Source organism: Pseudomonas sp. MWU16-30322 (assembly GCF_020515535.1).
Taxonomy (GTDB): Bacteria; Pseudomonadota; Gammaproteobacteria; order Pseudomonadales; family Pseudomonadaceae; genus Aquipseudomonas; species Aquipseudomonas fluorescens_H.
The window spans coordinates 52238-71279 of the sequence record NZ_JAIWYL010000013.1 but is presented as its reverse complement, the minus strand read 5'-3'; the positions used below and the strand labels follow the sequence as shown (position 1 = coordinate 71279).

At 59.1% G+C, this 19042-nt stretch carries 22 protein-coding genes and 1 tRNA gene; 15 read left to right on the top strand and 8 right to left on the bottom strand.

All coding sequences use genetic code 11. The features are described from left to right. Positions 1-36 precede the first annotated feature (36 nt). The 3 genes from LCH64_RS24595 to LCH64_RS24585 are packed head-to-tail and all read left to right on the top strand — an operon-like array spanning position 37 to position 3038. Positions 37-495 (top strand): tripartite tricarboxylate transporter TctB family protein, encoded by a 459-nt coding sequence (locus tag LCH64_RS24595; RefSeq protein WP_201135575.1) that lies wholly within the window; start codon positions 37-39, stop codon positions 493-495. A gap of 1 nt (position 496) precedes the next feature. After that, complete coding sequence (locus LCH64_RS24590; protein ID WP_003222538.1) at positions 497-2011, top strand: tripartite tricarboxylate transporter permease; 1515 nt, start codon at positions 497-499, stop codon at positions 2009-2011. Beyond that, entirely contained in the window at positions 2004-3038 is a 1035-nt protein-coding gene (locus LCH64_RS24585) for an AbrB family transcriptional regulator (RefSeq protein ID WP_226501558.1), read from the top strand. Before LCH64_RS24590 ends, LCH64_RS24585 begins: the two co-directional genes overlap by 8 nt. Before the next feature lie 119 nt (positions 3039-3157). On the opposite strand, the gene ung is transcribed toward LCH64_RS24585, so the two are convergent. Further along, on the bottom strand, positions 3158-3850 hold the full coding sequence (gene ung / locus LCH64_RS24580) for a uracil-DNA glycosylase (RefSeq protein WP_003222534.1): 693 nt from the start codon (positions 3848-3850) through the stop codon (positions 3158-3160). Positions 3851-3982: 132 nt separating this feature from the next. Between ung and LCH64_RS24575 the strand changes: the two genes are divergently transcribed. Then, positions 3983-5095 carry an enoyl-CoA hydratase/isomerase family protein gene (locus LCH64_RS24575; RefSeq protein WP_226501557.1) on the top strand — a complete coding sequence of 371 codons (1113 nt, stop codon included), beginning with the start codon at positions 3983-3985 and terminating at the stop codon, positions 5093-5095. Positions 5096-5161: 66 nt separating this feature from the next. Here the strand turns inward: LCH64_RS24575 and LCH64_RS24570 are convergent, their stop codons facing one another. Both LCH64_RS24570 and LCH64_RS24565 read right to left on the bottom strand, forming a co-directional pair. Continuing rightward, the gene (locus tag LCH64_RS24570) at positions 5162-5560 is read right to left on the bottom strand and encodes a hypothetical protein (protein WP_003222524.1); all 399 of its coding nucleotides are present in this window, start codon (positions 5558-5560) and stop codon (positions 5162-5164) included. A 179-nt stretch (positions 5561-5739) separates the two neighbouring features. After that, positions 5740-6006 carry a hypothetical protein gene (locus LCH64_RS24565; RefSeq protein ID WP_003222522.1) on the bottom strand — a complete coding sequence of 89 codons (267 nt, stop codon included), beginning with the start codon at positions 6004-6006 and terminating at the stop codon, positions 5740-5742. Positions 6007-6347: 341 nt separating this feature from the next. Here LCH64_RS24565 and LCH64_RS24560 point away from each other — a divergent pair, with 341 nt between their 5' ends. From LCH64_RS24560 to LCH64_RS24525, 8 genes are all read left to right on the top strand, one after another. Further along, on the top strand, positions 6348-7835 hold the full coding sequence (locus tag LCH64_RS24560) for a sensor domain-containing diguanylate cyclase (RefSeq protein WP_226501556.1): 1488 nt from the start codon (positions 6348-6350) through the stop codon (positions 7833-7835). Continuing rightward, positions 7828-8058 carry a cysteine-rich CWC family protein gene (locus LCH64_RS24555; protein ID WP_103521444.1) on the top strand — a complete coding sequence of 77 codons (231 nt, stop codon included), beginning with the start codon at positions 7828-7830 and terminating at the stop codon, positions 8056-8058. Before LCH64_RS24560 ends, LCH64_RS24555 begins: the two co-directional genes overlap by 8 nt. Before the next feature lie 33 nt (positions 8059-8091). Continuing rightward, positions 8092-8784: a pseudouridine synthase gene (locus LCH64_RS24550; RefSeq protein ID WP_226501555.1), complete on the top strand. Its 693-nt coding sequence runs from the start codon at positions 8092-8094 to the stop codon at positions 8782-8784. A 316-nt stretch (positions 8785-9100) separates the two neighbouring features. Further along, positions 9101-9985: an alpha/beta hydrolase gene (locus LCH64_RS24545; protein WP_045122324.1), complete on the top strand. Its 885-nt coding sequence runs from the start codon at positions 9101-9103 to the stop codon at positions 9983-9985. Between the two features lie 158 nt (positions 9986-10143). Continuing rightward, a tRNA-Gly gene (locus LCH64_RS24540) sits at positions 10144-10217 on the top strand. Positions 10218-10506: 289 nt separating this feature from the next. Beyond that, entirely contained in the window at positions 10507-10824 is a 318-nt protein-coding gene (locus LCH64_RS24535) for a helix-turn-helix transcriptional regulator (protein WP_003222513.1), read from the top strand. Next, complete coding sequence (locus LCH64_RS24530) at positions 10817-12076, top strand: type II toxin-antitoxin system HipA family toxin (protein ID WP_226501554.1); 1260 nt, start codon at positions 10817-10819, stop codon at positions 12074-12076. Before LCH64_RS24535 ends, LCH64_RS24530 begins: the two co-directional genes overlap by 8 nt. Before the next feature lie 229 nt (positions 12077-12305). Beyond that, positions 12306-13034: a class I SAM-dependent methyltransferase gene (locus LCH64_RS24525; protein WP_226501553.1), complete on the top strand. Its 729-nt coding sequence runs from the start codon at positions 12306-12308 to the stop codon at positions 13032-13034. A gap of 126 nt (positions 13035-13160) precedes the next feature. Here LCH64_RS24525 and tam read toward each other — a convergent pair whose 3' ends face one another. Then, on the bottom strand, positions 13161-13931 hold the full coding sequence (gene tam, locus LCH64_RS24520; protein WP_226501552.1) for a trans-aconitate 2-methyltransferase: 771 nt from the start codon (positions 13929-13931) through the stop codon (positions 13161-13163). Between the two features lie 373 nt (positions 13932-14304). Here tam and LCH64_RS24515 point away from each other — a divergent pair, with 373 nt between their 5' ends. From LCH64_RS24515 to LCH64_RS24505, 3 genes are all read left to right on the top strand, one after another. Then, on the top strand, positions 14305-14808 hold the full coding sequence (locus tag LCH64_RS24515) for an inclusion body family protein (RefSeq protein ID WP_008076892.1): 504 nt from the start codon (positions 14305-14307) through the stop codon (positions 14806-14808). Between the two features lie 124 nt (positions 14809-14932). Then, entirely contained in the window at positions 14933-15472 is a 540-nt protein-coding gene (locus tag LCH64_RS24510; protein ID WP_226501551.1) for an AidA/PixA family protein, read from the top strand. Positions 15473-15592: 120 nt separating this feature from the next. Then, positions 15593-16003 (top strand): low affinity iron permease family protein, encoded by a 411-nt coding sequence (locus LCH64_RS24505; RefSeq protein WP_003222503.1) that lies wholly within the window; start codon positions 15593-15595, stop codon positions 16001-16003. A 99-nt stretch (positions 16004-16102) separates the two neighbouring features. Here the strand turns inward: LCH64_RS24505 and LCH64_RS24500 are convergent, their stop codons facing one another. From LCH64_RS24500 to LCH64_RS24485, 4 genes are all read right to left on the bottom strand, one after another. After that, entirely contained in the window at positions 16103-16606 is a 504-nt protein-coding gene (locus LCH64_RS24500; protein WP_003222501.1) for a DUF4142 domain-containing protein, read from the bottom strand. Between the two features lie 75 nt (positions 16607-16681). Continuing rightward, positions 16682-16840 (bottom strand): KGG domain-containing protein, encoded by a 159-nt coding sequence (locus LCH64_RS24495; protein ID WP_003222499.1) that lies wholly within the window; start codon positions 16838-16840, stop codon positions 16682-16684. A 118-nt stretch (positions 16841-16958) separates the two neighbouring features. Beyond that, entirely contained in the window at positions 16959-18308 is a 1350-nt protein-coding gene (locus tag LCH64_RS24490; RefSeq protein ID WP_226501550.1) for a sensor domain-containing diguanylate cyclase, read from the bottom strand. A gap of 79 nt (positions 18309-18387) precedes the next feature. Continuing rightward, positions 18388-19026: a LysE family translocator gene (locus tag LCH64_RS24485; protein ID WP_103485687.1), complete on the bottom strand. Its 639-nt coding sequence runs from the start codon at positions 19024-19026 to the stop codon at positions 18388-18390. Between the last annotated feature and the right edge of the window lie 16 nt (positions 19027-19042).

Here is a 19042-nt window from a genome sequence, read left to right as displayed (position 1 = left end):
GCCTCGCGCATCGAGGCCTCGGCACAGGAGTTTCCCATGCTCTTACAACGCATTTTCGCCTCGGTGCTATTGCTGGCCTGCGTCGGCCTGGCGCTGATGGCGTGGCCGTATCAAGCGGCTTTTTCTTATGAACCGGTCGGCCCGCGTGCCTTTCCCCTGCTGATGCTCGGCTTGATGGGCGTGGCGCTGCTGTACATGGTGTTCCGCCCGGCACCGATCAAACACAGCGAAGACGAGCCACCGCTGGATCGCCAAACCCTGACCAAGATCGGCATCTGCGTCGTCCTGCTGCTGGTGTTCGCCGGCCTGTTCGAACCGCTGGGCTTCATCCTCAGCAGCATCCTGATCGGCATCCCGATGGCGCGCCTGTACGGCGGTCGCTGGCTGCCCAGCATCGTGGTGACAACGTTGATGGCCATCGGTCTGTACCTGCTGTTCGACCGTCTGATGGACGTTCCGCTGCCTCTGGGCCTGCTCGACGTTCTGGAGAACTGATATGGATACTCTCGGTTATTTGGGTCAGGGCTTCGGCGTCGCGCTGAGTCCGTACAACCTGGTCACGGCCCTGACCGGCACGCTGATCGGCACCGTGGTCGGGCTGTTGCCGGGCTTGGGCCCGATCAATGGCGTGGCCCTGCTGATCCCGATCGCGTTCGCCCTTGGCCTGCCACCGGAGTCGGCACTGATTCTGCTGGCGGCGGTGTATCTGGGCTGCGAATACGGCGGGCGGATCAGCTCGATCCTGCTGAACATTCCGGGCGAAGCCTCCACCGTGATGACCACCCTCGACGGTTATCCGATGGCGCGTCAGGGTCTGGCCGGTGTCGCCCTGTCGCTGTCGGCGTGGAGTTCGTTCATCGGTGCGTTCATCGCCACCTGCGGCATGGTGCTGTTCGCCCCGCTGCTGGCGAAATGGGCGATTGCCTTCGGCCCGGCAGAATACTTCGTGCTGATGGTGTTCGCGATTGTCTGCCTCGGCGGCATGGCCGGCGATCGACCGCTGAAGACCTTTATTGCGGCGCTGATCGGGCTGTTCCTGTCGACCGTCGGCATCGACGCCAACAGCGGCGTGTACCGCTTCACCGGCAACAACATTCACCTGACCGACGGCATCCAGTTCGTGGTGTTGGTACTGGGGCTGTTCTCGGTCAGTGAAATCCTCCTGCTGCTGGAAAAAACCCATCGCGGTCAGGAAGCGGTGAAGGCCACCGGGCGCATGATGTTCAACTTCAAGGAAGCGGCGTCGGTGTTCGTGGTGAACATCCGTTGCGGCTTGCTGGGTTTCATCATGGGCGTGTTGCCGGGCGCCGGCGCGACGCTGGCCAGTGCCGTGGCCTACATGACCGAAAAACGCATCGCCGGTGCCGGCGGCAAATTCGGTCAGGGTGACGCCCGTGGCCTCGCCGCTCCGGAAACCGCGATCGGCGCTTCGGCCTGCGGTGCGCTGGTGCCGATGCTGACCCTCGGCGTACCCGGTTCCGGCACTACCGCCGTGATGATCGGCGCGCTGTCGCTGTACAACATCACTCCAGGGCCGCTGTTGTTCCAACAACAACCGGACATCGTCTGGGGCCTGATTGCCTCGTTGTTCATTGCCAACATCATGCTGGTGATCCTCAACATCCCGATGATCCGCATCTTCACCCGCATCCTCGCCGTGCCGAACTGGGCACTGGTGCCGGTGATCGCGATCATCACCGGAATCGGCGTGTACGCGGTGCATGCGACCACCTTTGACCTGTTCCTCATGGTCGGCATCGGCATCTTCGGCTACATCCTGCGCAAGCTGGATTTCCCGCTGTCGCCGGTACTGCTCGGGTTCATTCTTGGCGGGCTGATGGAGCAGAACCTGCGTCGCGCGCTGTCGATCTCCAACGGTGCGCTGGAAATCCTCTGGTCGAGCCCGATCACCTTCGGTGTCTGGGTCCTGACCGCGATCATGTTGCTGATGCCGCTGCTGCGCATCTGGCGCAAACGCTCGGCAGCGCAACGCGCCATCGCCGATGTCTGATCGCTCCTCCCTCAGAAGCTGGTGGGCCACCCCGCTGGTCGGTCTGCTTGGCGGTTTTATCGCCAGCCAGATCGGCTGGCCACTGCCATGGATGGTCGGCTCGCTGCTGGCGATCATCCTGGTGCGCTGCCTGACACCCTGGCAATTGACCGAGATCCCTGGCGGGCGCAAATGCGGCCAATGGATTGTCGGCATCGGCATCGGCCTGCACTTCACCCCGGTGGTGATGGAGCAGGTGCTGAGTCACTTCGGTTTGATCTTCTTCGGTGCGCTGGTCACCAGTCTGTCGGCGGTGGTCGGCGTGTGGTTGATGCGCCGTACCGGCGAGGATCGCGCCACGGCGTTTTTCTCGAGCATGCCCGGTGGCTCAGGCGAGATGGTCAATCTCGGCGCTCGCAATGGCGCGCTGCTCAGCCATGTGGCGGCGGGGCAGAGTCTGCGGGTGCTGGTGGTGGTGCTGTGCGTGCCGGCTGCGTTCAAGTATCTGCTGGGCGACGGCACGCCGATTTCCCACGCCGGCAACGTCGATTGGCGCTGGCTGGCGCTTCTGTTTCCTACAGGCGCCCTGCTCGCCTGGCTCTGGCAACGCTTGCGTCAACCCAATCCGTGGCTGTTCGGCCCGTTGCTGGTCAGTGCCACGGTGAGCATTGCCTGGGATTTGCACATCGGCCTGCCGGATGGCGGCAGCCAGATCGGCCAATGGCTGATCGGCAGCGGGCTGGGCTGTCACTTCAACCGACAGTTCTTCCGCCACGCGCCGTCATTCATGGGACGTACGCTGATCGGCACGGCACTGACCATGTTGATCGCGACATTGGCGGCGTTGGGTTTGAGTGCCCTGACCCATCTGGATTTGCGTTCGCTGACGCTGGGCATGATGCCCGGCGGAATCGCCGAAATGAGCCTGACGGCGGAGACCCTGCAACTGTCGGTACCGCTGGTGACGGCGATGCAGGTAATGCGGTTGCTGTTTGTGCTGTTTCTGGCGGAGCCGTTGTTCAAGTATTGGAACCGTAATCCCGAGTAACACCGATAGACCGAGTTGCCTTCTTCGCGAGCAAGCCCGCTCCCACATTGTTTATGTGCATGCCGCAAAACCAATGTGGGAGCGGGCTTGCTCGCGAAGGGGCCGGCCCGGTCATCCAGTCAAACCGGCGGCAACCGCCACTCGATCGGCGCCTCGCCATTCTGCTCAAGAAACTTGTTGGTCCGGCTGAAGTGCCCACAACCCAGGAAGCCTCGATAAGCCGACAACGGCGACGGATGCACCGACGTCAGCACCAGGTGCTTGGTCGCGTCGATCAGCTTCTGCTTGCTCTGCGCATGCGCGCCCCACAGCATGAACACCAGATGCGGCTGGCGTTCGCTGACCACCTCAATGATCCGGTCAGTGAAGAACTGCCAGCCCTTGTCCTTATGCGCGTTGGCATTGGCCCGCTCGACGGTCATGGTGGTGTTGAGCATCAACACGCCCTGATCGGCCCAGCTCTGCAGGTAGCCGTGGTTGGGAATGTCGATGTTCAGGTCGCGCTTCAACTCTTTATAGATGTTGACCAGCGACGGCGGAGCCGGCACGCCGGGTTGCACCGAAAAGCACAGGCCATGGGCCTGGCCCGGGCCGTGGTACGGGTCCTGGCCGAGGATCACCACTTTGACTTTATCCAGCGGCGTCGAATTCAGCGCGTTGAAAATCAGCGGGCCCGGCGGATAGATTTCCTTGCCGGCCGCCCGCTCCTGCTGCAGAAAAGTGCGCAACTCTGCCATGTAAGGCTGGTCGAACTCAGCACGCAGTGCCTCCTTCCAGCTCGGTTCGAGTTTGATACGGTCGTCAGCAGTCATGGTCATACCCGGCAAAAACAATGGGGCGAACCCTAGGAAAGCCGACCACGCTTGTCAATTGATCTGACGCAGATCCGGCACTTTCCCACACAGCGATCATACTGATCGTTCAAATTCCCGATCGAGGTCACGATGAATCTGCACTTCGAAGAACTCACCGGCACCGACGGCGCCCGCCTCGGGATCGCCAGCCTGGACGCTGAAAAATCGCTCAATGCGCTGTCCTTGCCGATGATCAACGCCCTGAGCGACAAGCTGAACGCCTGGGCCAAGGATCCACAAATCGTCTGCGTATTGCTGCGCGGCAACGGCGCCAAGGCGTTCTGCGCCGGCGGCGAAGTGCGCAGCCTGGTGGAAGCCTGTCGCGCCCATCCCGGTGAAGTCCCACCATTGGCCGCGCAGTTTTTCGCCGCCGAATATCGCTTGGACTACAGCCTGCACACTTACCCCAAACCGCTGATCTGCTGGGGCCACGGTTACGTGCTCGGCGGCGGCATGGGCCTGTTGCAAGGCGCCAGCACGCGAATCGTCACGCCGAGCAGTCGTCTGGCGATGCCGGAGATCACCATCGGTCTGTATCCGGACGTCGGGGCCAGTTGGTTTTTGTCACGGTTGCCGGGCAAGCTCGGCTTGTTCCTTGGTCTGACCGGAGCGCACATGAACGGGCGTGATGCGATCGATCTCGATCTGGCCGACCGCTTTCTGCTTGAAGAGCAGCAACCACAGCTGATCGAAGGCCTGCTGCAACTCAACTGGCAGGAACAGACCGATATGCAGCTCAACAGTCTGCTCAAGGCCCTGCAACAGGAAGCCGTGGAGCAGATGCCCGAGGCGCAGTGGTTGCCGCGCCGCCGGCAGATCGACGAACTGCTCGACGTCAGCGACGTCACCTGCGCCTGGAAAGCCATCAGCCTGCAACGTGACAGCAGCGACCCGCTGATCGCCCGTGCTGCGAAAACCATGAGCGAGGGTTCGCCACTGACCGCGCACCTGGTCTGGGAGCAAATCATCCGTGCGCGCCACCTGTCGCTGGCCGAAGTCTTTCAGATGGAATACACCCTGAGCCTCAACTGCTGCCGGCATCCGGAATTCAGCGAAGGGGTGCGGGCGCGACTGATCGACAAGGATCAGAAACCGCACTGGCATTGGCCAGACGTTAATACCGTGCCGGACGCGGTGGTGGAAGCGCACTTTCACAAGGTCTGGGAAGGTCGGCATCCGTTGGCGGATCTGACGAGCTACTGATTGCCCGGCAAGTCGCAGGCACAAAAAAAGCGGCGCTCAATGCGCCGCTTTTTTGTTTGCGGATGATTACCAGCGACCGCCTCGCCCGCCGTGGTCACCCCGATCACCGTGATGATCACGGCCACCACGGTCGCGATCCCAACCACCGCCACGGTGGCCGTCCCAACGCCCGCGATCATTGTCGTGCCAGCGACGGCTCTCGTAGTAGCGCGGGGCCGGCTGGTAGTAGCGCGGTTGCGAGTAATACCGTGGCGCGGGCTGGTAGTAACGCGGCGCGGGCTGATAGTAGCGCGGGGCCGAGTAATACGTGCTGCCACCGCTGTAATACGTGCCACCAGTGTTGTAGTACGCCGGAGCGGGTGAGGTGTAGACCTCCGAGCTGTAATAACTGTCTGCGTAGGAGTAGGGAGCGCAACCGGCAACGGAAAACATCATCGCAGCAAGTAGAAGAATTCGTCGATACATGGCGGCCTCCTGGACCGCGGGTAGCCGCACCAGCGACGCTGGCAGGCATCAGTCGTTTATTCGGTGACTGACGAAATATCTGACAGCGTTTTCCGAATCTGGTGCGCTTCCGTAACAAGTTGAAACATGTGATTGATGAAATCCTGTTCATTTGCAAAACACTGTCATTCAGCCGCCGATCAGTGGTGTCCACCGTGATAGCCGCCGCCGTGGTAACCGCGACCATAACCACCGCGATAGCCGTAACCACCGTAATAGTAACGGGCGCCGCCGTAGTAGCGCGGGCCGTAATATCCGCCGTAGTAATAAGGTGAGTAGTAGCCGGGATAGTAGTAGGGAGCGGCGTAGTAAACATCGGCGGGAGGTCCGTAGTAATAACATCCGGACAGCCCAAGCCCGAGCACTGCACCGAGCAACACTCGACGAAACAGTTTCTGAACACGCATGACGGCCTCCTGAAAGACCCACGACCGCAGCAGGACAGCGCAGCCGACACAGTTTTGACTGTCAGGCCCGGGGCAAGTGCCGGACTCGGCCAAGCTTCAGATCAGCGGTGTCACTCCCCCTGAGAATCCCCCTGTGGGAGCGGGCTTGCTCGCGAATGCGGTGGGCCAATCAACATTCATGTGTCTGGAAAACCGCCTTCGCGAGCAAGCCCGCCCCCACCGTTGAACGGTGCAAATGCCCGGAAATACAGGAACGACCATTTGCGCCGCGTATGGAGCAGTTATTTCCCGGCAGTGCCACTAGAATGCTGCCATCGGCTCATCTGCCAACGGAACCGCCCATGCCGCACAGATCTGCGCTGTACTCCCAACGCTCGCTGGTGCTGACTCTGGTCGCACTGCTTGGTGCCGGCTTCCTCGCCACTTCCTTGCTCAGCTACTACGCCTCACGGGCGTCGATCCGCGACAGCATCGTCAACACCGAATTGCCGCTGACATCCGACACCGTTTATTCGGAAATCCAGAAAGACCTCGTCAGACCGATCCTGATTTCCTCGATGATGTCCCGCGATACGTTCATGCGCGACTGGGTGGTGAACGGCGAAAAAGACCCGGTAAAAATGACCCGCTACCTCGACGAGGTCATGACCCACTACGGCGCCTACACCGCGTTCTTCGTCTCCGACAGCAGCCACACGTACTACCACGCCAAAGGCGTGCTCAAGCAGGTCAGGATCGATGAGCCGCGCGACGCCTGGTACTTCCGCGTGCGCGACATGAAAGACCCGTACGAGATCAACGTTGACCCGGATCTGGCCAACAAGGACAACCTGACTTTCTTCATCAACTACAAGGTCTACGACTACGACAACCGCTTCATTGGTGCCGCGGGCGTAGGCCTGACGGTGGACGCGGTGATCAAGCTCATCGACAAGTACCAGCAGCGTTATCAACGCAGCGTCTACTTCGTCGATGCCTTCGGGCGACTGGTGCTCACCGGCGCCAGCGGCGGCCCGGAAGGAGCGCACATCGGGCAAAGCCTCAGCGAACTCGCCAGTATGAAAAGCCTGATCAGCCAGTTACCCAAGCCCCACAGCGGCAGTTACGAATATTCCGCCCACGGTCAGGGACATTTTCTCAACGTACGTTACATCCCGGAGTTGCACTGGTATCTGTTCGTCGACAAGCGCGAGGATGGCGCGCTCAGTGACATCCGTCAGTCGCTGTACCTCAATCTGCTGATCTGCCTGCTGGTGACGCTGGGCGTGCTGGCCCTGCTCAATCGGGTGATCCGGCGTTTCCAACGCAAGATTCAAACGCAGGCCACGCTCGACAGCCTCACTGAATTGCCGAACCGCCGCGGCTTCGACCTGCTCGCCGTACAGGCCCTGCACGAAGCGCAGCGCGAGTCGAACCCCATGACTGCGCTGTTGCTCGATCTCGATCACTTCAAAACATTGAACGACACCTACGGACACATGGCCGGCGATCAGGTGCTGATCGGCTTCGCCCGCGACCTGCAAAGTTGCCTGCGCCATTCCGACATTGTCTGCCGTTGGGGCGGTGAGGAATTTATCGTATTGCTGAAGGACACCGACGGCGACACCGCTCAGAAGATTGCCGAGAAGATCCGCCGACACGTCGAACAACAGGCGTATTCCTACGATGGCCACAGCCTGAGTCTGACCGTGAGCATCGGCGCCACCACCCTGCAAGCGGATGACACCTTGCACACGCTGCTGTCCCGGGCCGATCATGCGATGTACCGAGCCAAACAAACCGGCCGTAACCGCACCTGCGTGGAAATGCCTCATTCGACTTATGCCTGATACCGACGCTAAACCCGACCTCTGCCCGGCCTGCGGCGCCCGCAACGACTGCACCCTGGCCGACCCGCGCACCGCCGACCAGGCTTGCTGGTGCTATGGCGTGAGCATCGACCCGGCAGTGCTCGAAGCCCTGCCGGCCGAACTGCGCAATAAATCCTGCCTGTGCCCGCGCTGCGCGCAGGTCGAGGCGCAACTGCAAGCAGCGGCGCGGCCGATCCCGTAAGATACGCGCCCCTTTATCCGCCGATTCCTGACCATGCGCGTCGACCGTTTCCTCAGCAACCTGCCCCGCTACAACCGTCAGCAGGTTCGCCTGTTGCTGGTGGAAAAGCGTGTGCGGATCGACGGAAAAATCGTCAGCGACCCGCACAGCGAGGTGCTGGAATTCAGCCGCGTCGAAGTCGATGAGGAGTTGCTGCAACCGGGTAAACCGGCGCGCTACTTCATGCTGCACAAACCGCCGGGGTGCGTCAGCGCCACCCGCGATCCGCAGCACCCGACCGTGCTCGATCTGATCCACGAGCCGGACAAGGACGACCTGCACATCGCCGGTCGCCTCGACTTCAACACCACCGGGCTGATGCTGATCACCAACGATGGCAGCTGGTCGCGACGGCTGACCCAACCGCAGACCAAACTGCCGAAGGTCTATTACGTCGAGACCGAACAGGAGATCGGGCCGGAGTATGCAGTCACGTTTGCCGAGGGTATCTACTTCGCCTTCGAGAATCTGACCACGCAACCGGCGCAACTCGAAGTGCTCGGCCCGAGGGCGGCGCATCTGAGCATCGTCGAGGGTCGATACCATCAGGTGAAGCGCATGTTTGGTCACTTCAACAACAAAGTGTTGCACCTGCACCGCGAATCCATGGGCCCGCTGTTGCTCGATAACGCGCTAAAACCGGGCGAGTACCGCGCATTGCGCACCGAAGAGATCCATTTGTTCTAAGCCGGCGACCGCTCAGCAGAAGTTGTCGAACAATTCACCAACGGCACTTGCGCGATCCTGATCCCCCTGCTTGAATCAGGACGTCGGCCAAATTGTGACCGATGAGTCACGCAGTACATCCAAGCAACCTTTTTGCCGGTAGAGAGCCTCAAAGGCTCCACCTCCCCCGGCAGACTGCCCGCCAATAATAATACCCGTCGACCTGCCGTTCCGGATCGACATGGGCCCCAAACTCCAGGCGTATGCCTACCTGTCACAAAGCTCGTGCAATCTCTATTTGCGCGCATACCCGCTTGCTTGCCAGGAGTCTTATGACATGAGGCCAGAAATCGCTGTGCTGGATATACAGGGTCAGTATCGGGTTTACACGGAGTTCTATCGCGCAGACGCCGCAGAAAAGACCATCATCCTGGTCAACGGCTCGATGGCCACGACTGCGTCGTTTGCTCAAACCGTGAAAAATCTGCACCCGCAATTCAACGTGGTTTGCTACGACCAGCCCTACGCGGGCAGGTCGAAAATCCACAACCGCCACGAGAAACATCTGACGAAGGAAGTGGAAGGGCAGATTCTGCTGGAGCTGATCGACCATTTCGGTGCCGAACACGTGCTGTCGTTTTCCTGGGGCGGCGCGGCCACCCTGGTCGCCTTGGCCCACCAGCCGCGGCGCATCGAAAAAGCCGTGATCAGCTCGTTCTCGCCGGTGATCAACGCGCACATGCTGGATTACCTGGAGCGCGGTGTCGATTACCTCGGCCAGCGCGACGGCGACCGGGTCGGGCACCTGGTCAACAACACCATCGGCAAACACCTGCCGTCACTGTTCAAGCGCTTCAACTATCGCCACGTCAGCAGTCTGGCCGAGCACGAATACGGGCAGATGCACTTTCACATCAACGACGTGTTGCACAGTGATCGTCAGTGCTACCTGAATGCGGCGAAAAGGATCAACGTGCCGGTGCTGTTCCTCAACGGCGAATGGGATGAGTACACCGCCGCCGAAGACGCACGGATATTCGGCAACCACGTGGCACAAAGCACCTTCACCACGCTGCAGGCCACCGGGCATTTTCTCGACATGGAGCACAAGGCGGCTTGCCGTGACAGCCAGAATGCCCTGCTTGGTTTCCTGAAACCGTCACAGCAGTCGAGCCGAACGCGTTACTCGTTCGTCCAGGATCACCATGCATCGGCCATTTGAAAAAGCGTCGTCGCGAGCGAGTCTGTGGGGCTGAGAAGCCAGCGCTGATGACCTGCAGATTCGCCCGCGAATGACCGTTTTCAATGCTGTAACGCGCTGCGGGCAAAAGAAAAACTTCAAATCCGCGCCCGACTCTGGTACAAAGTCAGCCGCTCTGAGCGGGTATAGTTTAGTGGCAAAACGAAAGCTTCCCAAGCTTTAGTTGAGGGTTCGATTCCCTCTACCCGCTCCACTCAATCGGGTCTCACGTCGTGGTTATGACGGGGGATGCAGAAACAGAAAAAACCGGCCTACAGGGCCGGTTTTTTTGTGTCCGGGATTTGTGGGAACACACCATGAATGATGATTCTCCTGACTCGAACCTCTGCTCAACCCAAATTTGGATAATTCCATTTTTCTGTGGGTTATTGCGATTTTCAAAAGATAAGCCACAATAATCAGGAATAGTGCATGGATGACAAATTCCTGGATAAATCCAGAATTACCGGCTTTAAAGTAGTTTTTGAGGTGTAAGACCCATTATGTTGGATTTAAGCCTTAGCAAGCCAAGTGAGATCGTCAAGCGGATCTGTGAACGTCTACGCACCGATCGACTCGCTCTGGAAATGACGCAAGCGGACGTAGCCGCACGTGCCGGCATCGGAACCAACACGGTATCCAATCTTGAAGCCGGGCGTAATGTGGGCTTCGAAAATCTGGTACGTGTTGCCATGGTACTTGGGCGCAGTAAGGAACTCGAAAACCTGTTCTTGCCAAAGCTTGAAACTCTGGACGACATCCTGCGCTACGAAAACAGTGCCAAGCGTTACCGCATCAAAAGGAAATCCGACAATGCTTGAGAAAGTAGACATCTACTACGAGGGCTGGGGTGAATATTGGCGGTGGGGCACACTGGCTTCCACCGCAGCGCTGACCGGCCGTCCGCTGGTGGTGTTTGAGTACAGCGACGAAGCAAAAAAAAGAGGGCTGGAATTATCGTCCCTGAAACTTCCTTTGCAAGGCGCCAAATTAAGCCGGGATTTCCCGCCACATCAGTTGGGATTGCCAGGCCCCGTCTATGACTCGTTGCCTGACGGCTGGGGCATGCTGCTGATGGATCGTCTATTCAAACGTCGCGGCCTGAATCCCGCACGTATCGGACCTTTGGAGCGACTGGCCTATATCGGCAACAATGCCATGGGTGCCATGTCGTTCAAGCCTGTGGCACCTGAAGTACTAGAACCACAAATGCATGTTCCCATTGAGCTACTTGCAGCCGAAGTGCAGCAAGTGCTGAAAGGTGAAGGGGGCGAGCTTCTTCAGAAGTTGCTGCTGGTAGGAGGCTCTCCGCAAGGTGCCAGACCCAAGGCTCTGGTCTATCGCGCCCCCGACACCGGGACGTTCACCACAGCTGCCACTCCAGGTTTTGAAGCATGGCTGGTGAAATTCCCTGCCCAACACGAACATCCCGAAGTGTGCGCCATCGAAATGGTGTATGCCGCTTGCTTGCGCCTCTGCGGCATTCAAACGCCGGATACGCAGTACCTCAGTCTGTCAGATGGAATGGCTGCCTTCGCCAGCAGACGGTTTGATCGACAAGACGGACTACGCGTCCCCATGCAAAGCCTCGCAGCCTTTACCGGTGCAGATTTTCGCTCTCCGGGAGCATTGGACTATGTCAACTTCCTGCGCGCCACCCAAAGATGTACCAATGATGTACGTGAAAAAGCACGGGCGTTCGAGCGTGCTGTTTTCAACGTTGCGTTCCACAACCGGGATGATCATCCCAAGAACTTTGCCTACACCATGTCGCGAGCTGGCGATTGGAAATTAGCCCCGGCCTACGATGTGACCTTTTGCGAGGGGCCGGGTGGGTATCACCAGATGGATGTGATGGGCGAAGCGCTGGAAATCGACCGAAAGGCCATGCTTGGACTGGCAGAAGAAGCGGAGGTGGGTGCCTATGAGGCAGGAGTTGTAATTGAGCGCTTTTGCGACGTATCCAGCCAATTCTCGACTGTGGCAAATGATCTTTATCCTGGCGTGATCACTCAGGAAACCCTGCGTACCATTCAAAGCCGAATTGATCACAACATCAAGCTGTTGCGATGACTGCATATCCTTGCAAATCACATTTTTTGAAACCCTGAAGATTTTTCCGACATTACAGATCCACAACACACCCACGGTTCTCACCGTCCCCACGACCCAGTAGGATTCCCACTTCACCCACCACCCTCCCCCTGCGCGGCCATCGACGAATACGCGTTTTGACTTTCGAGGGACTCCATGGCGCGGCCAGTGTGCCGCTGATGACCGAACTCAAAAGAGCAACTCACTCATGACGCAAAACATTTACGACGACCCGGAATTTTTTCAGGGTTACAGCCAGATGAACCGCTCGATCGGCGGCCTCGATGCCGCGCCGGAATGGCCGGCGCTCAAAGCGTTGTTGCCGTCGATGCATGATCTTAATGTGGTCGACCTCGGCTGCGGCTATGGCTGGTTCAGCCGCTGGGCCAGTGACCAAGGCGCCGACAAAGTGCTGGGGCTGGATGTCTCGGAAAAGATGCTGGAGCGCGCGCGCGAAACCACTGCGGCGGCGAACATCCGCTATGAACGCGCCGATCTTGAGCATCTCGATCTCCCAGCGTGCAGTTTCGATCTTGCCTACAGTTCACTGGCACTGCATTACATCAAGGATCTGCCAGGGCTGTTCGCTCATCTGTACGCAGCGTTGAAACAGGGTTCGCATTTTGTGTTCTCCATCGAACACCCGATCTTCATGGCCCCGCGCAATCCGGGCTGGTTGATCGACAGCGACGGTCGCAAGCGCTGGCCGCTGGACAGTTATCAGATGGAAGGCGAACGGGTGACCAACTGGCTGGCCGAAGGGGTGATCAAGCAGCACCGCACGATGGGCACGCTGTTGAATTCGTTGATCGCGGCGGGTTTTGCCATTCGCCATGTCAACGAATGGGGGCCGAGCGATGCAGAGGTGGCGGCGCAACCGGCGCTGGCTGAAGAGCGGGAACGGCCGATGATGATGTTGGTGGCGGTGCAGCGCTAACTGGCGAAACATGCATTGTGGCGAGGGAGCTTGCTCCCGCTGGGGCGCGAAGTGCCCCGAAGACCTTGGGCCTGCTTCGCAGTCCAGCGGGAGCAAGCTCCCTCGCCACAGAATTGTTGTTTGCCTTTAGCGAGTCGCGACGATAAATAGCCGTGGAAACGGCAACAGCACCGAACCATCAGGCAACGCCGGATACGCCTCGGCAACGGCCGCCAGATACTGCTGCAGATACTGCGTCCGCTCCTCTTCGCTCAGCGGGCTCAGAAACGGAATCAAGCCACTGCCCTTGAACCACTCCACGATCCCCGCCGCGCCACCGGACAACTGATGGTGATAGGTGGTGCGCCACACATCGACCCGCGAGCAGTGCGGACGCAACATCGAGAAGTACTCGCTGGCGCTGGCCATGTCGGTGCGCTGTCCGGCGGCGCCTGCCAGTTTCGCGGCCCACGGGCCGTTGGCGGCGACTTCGCGCATCAGTCGATGGGAAGGTTCGTTGAGGTTGTCCGGCATCTGGATCGCCAGACTGCCACCGTCCGACAGCTTACCCACCAGCGCCGGCAGCAACGTCGCGTGATCCGGTACCCACTGCAATACCGCGTTGGCGAAAATCACATCGAACGGGCCTTGATCCGCCCAACTATCGATTTCTGCGACCTCGAACTGCAACTGCGGCAGGCGCTTGCGCGCGGCGTTGACCATGTCCGGCGAACTGTCGAGGCCCCTGACCTGGGCCTGCTCAAAACGCGGCACCAGCAGCTCGGTGGAGTTACCCGGGCCGCAACCGATATCGACCACCGATCGCGCCTGAACCGTGGGGATCGCCGCCAGCAGATCACGGGCCGGGCGGGTGCGTTCATCTTCGAAAGCGACGTATTGTCTGGCGGACCAACTCATTGCGTTCTCCTGTCGGGACACTTCAGCGGTTCGTCACAATACAGGCAGCCACGCGAGCAGTTCCAGAGCGACTGATTGCAAACGATGTCAGCGGGCGGGCTGCTTATCGCCAATTGGGCGATTCTTATGCAATCAACGACCGTTCGTCGAACCATTAACACGCACTTTTGACAGCTAAAAAATCAAACCTATAGTCAATTTGCGGCAGTCGGAAGGAACCCGACTCATCTGATTTCGTGCAAGGAGCACGGCCTGCGCGTCTCTCATGACCGATGGGTTCCCCCAGTAGTGTGCTCGCAAAAGACATACGGCAAGCAAGCGTCGTCGTGCCTGGATTGCAGTCCGACGTTCACTATGAAAAAGGAGCCTCACCATGTCTCGAGTTACGGATATTCTGGTTTCCATCGACACCGAAACCATTTTGAAAAAGTATCCAAACATCAGCAAGGATCCGAAGAATCCCACGCTGATCGACTGGCATCATGTGTATATGGTCACCAACCAGGACAATGTCGTCAGTGGCCAGGCCGGTGGTGAACTGGACCTCAAGGCGCAAGTCGGCGACCTGATCCGCTGGCGTGAAACCAGCCTGTCGCAGAGCTTCGAACAGGCAGTAATTTTCTACAAGTTCATCGGCAACGCGGGGGCCGACCTGATCTCCCCACCCTCACCGCGCAAGGCCACGGCGTGCGTTGCAGTGCCAAACCGGGAAAATCCATCTGTGCCGAGCTGCCAGAAAGTCGACAACCATTACTGGTCATCCGAGACCCTGGATTGCGGCCGCGTGACCTATCACTTCCACTTCCTGATCGTCGACCGCAACTGCCAGATCATCGGCTGCTGCTCGTGGGACCCGTTCATCTCCATCCACAACTGACCCTGTAACGAGCCCCTTGGCAACGAGGGGCTCCACCGATCCGATGCAGCCCGGCGGAATCAGGATGTCTTGCCTTGACCGATGCGGCCGCCAGCGTGTAGCGACGTCATGAAAGGAATCCATGATGACTTCCGAACCGATCACCTCCCCCTCTTCCACCGTCGACAGCGCGCAGAATGTATTGCTGATCGTCGATGCCGAATCTCTGCTTGCGCACTATCCAACAGCCAGCCAGGATCCTGCCAACCCTACAGACATTGCCGATGGATTTATCTTTTTCGCCACGGGTAACAACTCAAAAGAAATAGTTACAAATGACAGCACCACCAAAGTCTTAGTCGTGATGGACCGTGATGTTCACTTTCGCGTCAGAAGCGTCAGCCTGATCGCCGAGCACAGCGTGGTGGCCTGTCGCATGACCGTCGATGACAGCAGCGTTCTTACTGTACCCAAACTGGAAATCCACACCGGCCTTACCGTCCCCGCGCCCAACCCCGAATCCCCCGCCGTGCCGGGCAGCCGCAAGGCAGACGATCATTTTTGGGCCTGCACCCCGAAAACACCTGGCACTGCCCAGTGCGGATTAACGTTCATGCTGGTCAATCAGCAATGTGAAGTGGCGGGGTACTTTCAGTGGCAGGTGAGGGTCGAACTGACGTCCTGAGCCTACTCAAGTATGAGCCGGTCGCAAGACCGGTTTTTCATGGACAGGCAACGAAAAACAGAATTTTCGCAACGCCCTCACTGTCTGAATTTCTAGCGTCTCCCAATAAGGAACACCGCAATGAAATTCGCAAAAATATCCCAGACCCTGGCCCTTTGGGCCGGTAGCCCGAAAACCTTCATGGGCGCGTTGATCCTGATTTTTCTGTGGGGGCTGAGTGGGCCGATTTTTCATTTCAACGACACCTGGCAACTGATCATCAACACCTCGACTACCATCATCACCTTTCTGATGGTGTTCCTGATCCAGAACACGCAGAACCGCGATACGGACATCCTGCATCTGAAGCTCGATGAGTTGTTGCGGGTAAATAAGGAAGCGCAGAACGCGATGCTTGGCTTGGAATCGCTGGACCTCAAACAATTGGAGGCGCTGCGCAAGCATTACCGTAGCCTGGGGGAAAGCGAGGTGTTCAATCTCGATGGGCTGGGGGAGAAGAGTAAGCCGAAGCAGGATTTGAATGACTGCTGAGTAAAGTCAAAAAAGCAAAAGATCGCAGCCTGCGGCAGCTCCTACATGGAATGGTGCAGGAGCTGCCGCAGGCTGCGATCTTTTGACTTGTAAGCGGGATCAGCGGCTGGCTTGCAGCGCTCGCGCCATTTCCAGATGGTTTTGCAGTTTTGGCAACGTCTCGTCGGCAAATGCCTTGATTTCCGGAACGTCGGTTGACTGCGCTTCCTGCTGGATCTGCTGAATAGCTTCTTCGGTCGCTTTCACCTGGCTTGCGGCGTAGGCCTGATCGAAGGTTTCACCGTCTTTCACCTGCGGGATCATGGTTTTGGCCTTGTCGGCAATTTCTTCACGAGGTGCGACGGGCAGGTCGAGCTTTTTCGCAATCTTTGCCAGATGCTGGTTGGCCGTGGTGCGGTCATTGATCACGACGATGGTGTAATCCTTGACCTCTTTGGAGTCGGATTTCTGGTGCGCCAGACGACTGGCTTCGATGTCGGCCATGCCTTTGGCGGACGCATCGTTGATGAAGTCGGCAGGCGACTGGGCGAATGCACTGCCAGCGAACAAACCCAACAGCGTGGCAAAACTGAAACGACGTATCTGGGTGGCCATCCGGCTCATGGTCGCGCCCTCCTATCTTTGCAAATTCAAGCGGGGGCTTGCGCCCCCGCCTCTCAATCAAAACTACCTCACCGACTACTTCGACTTCTGAGCTGGCTTGCGGCCCATTTCGGTTTTCGCAGGCTCTTTGTCGACTGTCGTGGTGGTGGTTTTCCCACCTTTGCGACCGGCTTCAGAGGCCTTGGTTCGATCGTTGGCGAAGTTTCCCGAGTTCGAGTTTCTTGAATTAGGCATGATTCTCTTCCTCTTGGTGTTGATCGTTGGCGAGCAGGTGCCCGCCTAGATTGAGAATTGCCAGACCGATAAAGGTTTAGAAAAGTTGCCCGCGCCGCGACGAACGGCGCGCACTGTTTCAGGTATCCACTACCCGATGATTGAGGCGTTTGGCGGCGTACATCGCCTGGTCGGCGTGCCGGAACAGTTGTTGCTCTTCGCGGCCATGTTCGGGATAACGGGCCACGCCGATGCTCGGCTCGATGCACAGGTTGTGACCGTCCAGGCGCATGGGCTGCATCAGCACCTGTCGGATTTTTCTGGCCACGCTGTCGGCGTCTTCAGCGGCATGAACACTGTGCAACAGCACCACGAATTCGTCGCCACCAATGCGCGCCACGGTATCGGTATCGCGTACGCAGCCCTTGAGCCGACTCGCCACCGTTTGTAGTAGCATGTCGCCGACCGCATGGCCAAAGGTGTCGTTGACCTGCTTGAAGCGATCCAGATCAACGTACAGCAGCGCCATGTTTCCCGACGCTTCGCGGGCACCGGCCAGCGCAGCCTTGAGGCGGTCTTTGAGCAATCCTCGATTGGGCAGCTGAGTCAATTGATCGTACTGCGCCATGCGCTTGAGCCGCGCGTGCAGTTGCTGGCGCTCGATGGCGGTCGCGACCTGGGCGCAGACGTATTGCAGCAGTTCCTTGTCCTGTTCGGTGTAACGCTCGCCACCCGGCAGGCTTTTGACGATCAGCGCACCGATGGTGCCGTTCTTCGAATTCAGCGGCACACCGAGCCAGCACGGTGAATCCTGCCCCGCCACCAGCGCCGCGAAGTCGGGTGGGGCGTCGGGTCTGTCCGGCGTCAGCAGAATCGGCTGACCGCTGCGGATAACCTCCGCACACAAACGCCCGGTGACAGTGCCCGGCTGCTCGGGCTGCAATTCGTGATCGTCGACGTGATAGGGAAAATTCAGCTGCGCACAGTGCTCGTCGTACAGCGCCACGGAGAAATTCAGCGCCGGCAACCATTCGCCGATGATCAGGTGAACGCGCTTGAACAGCGCCAGCAAGTCTTCGGCGACATGCGCTGCTTCGGAAATCGCATACAACGCCGCCTGACGTGACTCGGCCTGCTTGCGTTCAGTGATGTCGCGGGCCACGGCGATGCGCAGTTGATCGACCTGCGACCAGCGCGCCGACCAGAGGATGTTGACGATGCGGCCATCCTTGCGCACGTAACGGTTTTCAAAATTGTGTTTGGGTTCGCCGCCCATGATGTCGCGGGCGGCGGCGAGGGTGCGCTGGCGGTCTGCAGGATGCACCAGTTCGATCATCGGCCGACCGATCAACTCGTCAGGCGTATAGCCGAAAATGCGCTCGCAGGCGGCGCTGACAAAAACGAAACGGCCCTGCGTGTCCACCGCACAGACGGCATCGAGCAACAGGTCCATATAACTCGCCAACGGCGCGGAATTTCGGCTTTCCATGGTTCAGCGTGGGTGTCCGGACAATGCAGCACTGTTCAACCATCCCTGACCCTTTGTTCACGCATCCCTGCACACAACTTCAAGCCTTGTTCGGCAGCAATCCCGGTAGTGCGTGCACCAGTGCGTTTATGGCAAAACCGATGAACATCACGCCACACAAACGCGTGATCATCAGCTCGTGGCGCTGATACAACGTGCGCACCCGTCGGGCGCCAACCACGCCGATCAGAATAGCGTAGGCCAGCAAACCGCCGAGGAAACTCAGGGCGATCAGCGCCGGCAGCATCGACCAGTTAAGCAGTTCGGCACGGCTCGACAGCAGCGCGGTAAACGTCGCGACCGCGACCGGATACGCCTTGGGATTGGTCAGGCCGAACAGGATGCCGTGCCAGAACGGCTGACGCGCTGCGCCCTGGGGCTGATCATCGCTGCGCCGTTTGGCCCGCACTGCGCGCCAGCCGAGCCAGAACAGGTACAAACCGCTGAGCACACCCAGCACATCGAACGCGGTGCTGCCGATTTCGCGGGCACCGACGATGGCGATCAGCGCGGTGCTGCACCAGACCACATCACCGAGCAGGTGCCCGCAGAGAAACCCCGCCCCGGCCCGCCGCCCATGCGCCGCGCCAATGCCGAACACCGCCAGCACGCCCGGCCCAGGCGTGATGCCGTAAATGAAACCCGAGGCCAGAACGGCCATTAGCAGCGATGGAGTCATGAAAAACCTGCTGGCG

Excerpts from the sequence above, each read along its gene's own strand:
- LCH64_RS24565 (WP_003222522.1), bottom strand. The coding sequence starts at position 6,006 with ATGCGTGTTCAGAAACTGTTTCGTCGAGTGTTGCTCGGTGCAGTGCTC.
- LCH64_RS24590 (WP_003222538.1), top strand. The coding sequence starts at position 497 with ATGGATACTCTCGGTTATTTGGGTCAGGGCTTCGGCGTCGCGCTGAGT.
- ung (WP_003222534.1), bottom strand. The coding sequence starts at position 3,850 with ATGACTGCTGACGACCGTATCAAACTCGAACCGAGCTGGAAGGAGGCA.
- LCH64_RS24535 (WP_003222513.1), top strand. The coding sequence starts at position 10,507 with ATGTTGGATTTAAGCCTTAGCAAGCCAAGTGAGATCGTCAAGCGGATC.
- LCH64_RS24485 (WP_103485687.1), bottom strand. The coding sequence starts at position 19,026 with ATGACTCCATCGCTGCTAATGGCCGTTCTGGCCTCGGGTTTCATTTAC.
- LCH64_RS24525 (WP_226501553.1), top strand. The coding sequence starts at position 12,306 with ATGACGCAAAACATTTACGACGACCCGGAATTTTTTCAGGGTTACAGC.
- LCH64_RS24490 (WP_226501550.1), bottom strand. The coding sequence starts at position 18,308 with ATGGAAAGCCGAAATTCCGCGCCGTTGGCGAGTTATATGGACCTGTTG.
- tam (WP_226501552.1), bottom strand. The coding sequence starts at position 13,931 with ATGAGTTGGTCCGCCAGACAATACGTCGCTTTCGAAGATGAACGCACC.
- LCH64_RS24505 (WP_003222503.1), top strand. The coding sequence starts at position 15,593 with ATGAAATTCGCAAAAATATCCCAGACCCTGGCCCTTTGGGCCGGTAGC.
- LCH64_RS24515 (WP_008076892.1), top strand. The coding sequence starts at position 14,305 with ATGTCTCGAGTTACGGATATTCTGGTTTCCATCGACACCGAAACCATT.
- LCH64_RS24575 (WP_226501557.1), top strand. The coding sequence starts at position 3,983 with ATGAATCTGCACTTCGAAGAACTCACCGGCACCGACGGCGCCCGCCTC.
- LCH64_RS24595 (WP_201135575.1), top strand. The coding sequence starts at position 37 with ATGCTCTTACAACGCATTTTCGCCTCGGTGCTATTGCTGGCCTGCGTC.
- LCH64_RS24530 (WP_226501554.1), top strand. The coding sequence starts at position 10,817 with ATGCTTGAGAAAGTAGACATCTACTACGAGGGCTGGGGTGAATATTGG.
- LCH64_RS24545 (WP_045122324.1), top strand. The coding sequence starts at position 9,101 with ATGAGGCCAGAAATCGCTGTGCTGGATATACAGGGTCAGTATCGGGTT.
- LCH64_RS24585 (WP_226501558.1), top strand. The coding sequence starts at position 2,004 with ATGTCTGATCGCTCCTCCCTCAGAAGCTGGTGGGCCACCCCGCTGGTC.
- LCH64_RS24555 (WP_103521444.1), top strand. The coding sequence starts at position 7,828 with ATGCCTGATACCGACGCTAAACCCGACCTCTGCCCGGCCTGCGGCGCC.
- LCH64_RS24495 (WP_003222499.1), bottom strand. The coding sequence starts at position 16,840 with ATGCCTAATTCAAGAAACTCGAACTCGGGAAACTTCGCCAACGATCGA.
- LCH64_RS24500 (WP_003222501.1), bottom strand. The coding sequence starts at position 16,606 with ATGAGCCGGATGGCCACCCAGATACGTCGTTTCAGTTTTGCCACGCTG.
- LCH64_RS24550 (WP_226501555.1), top strand. The coding sequence starts at position 8,092 with ATGCGCGTCGACCGTTTCCTCAGCAACCTGCCCCGCTACAACCGTCAG.
- LCH64_RS24570 (WP_003222524.1), bottom strand. The coding sequence starts at position 5,560 with ATGTATCGACGAATTCTTCTACTTGCTGCGATGATGTTTTCCGTTGCC.
- LCH64_RS24560 (WP_226501556.1), top strand. The coding sequence starts at position 6,348 with ATGCCGCACAGATCTGCGCTGTACTCCCAACGCTCGCTGGTGCTGACT.
- LCH64_RS24510 (WP_226501551.1), top strand. The coding sequence starts at position 14,933 with ATGACTTCCGAACCGATCACCTCCCCCTCTTCCACCGTCGACAGCGCG.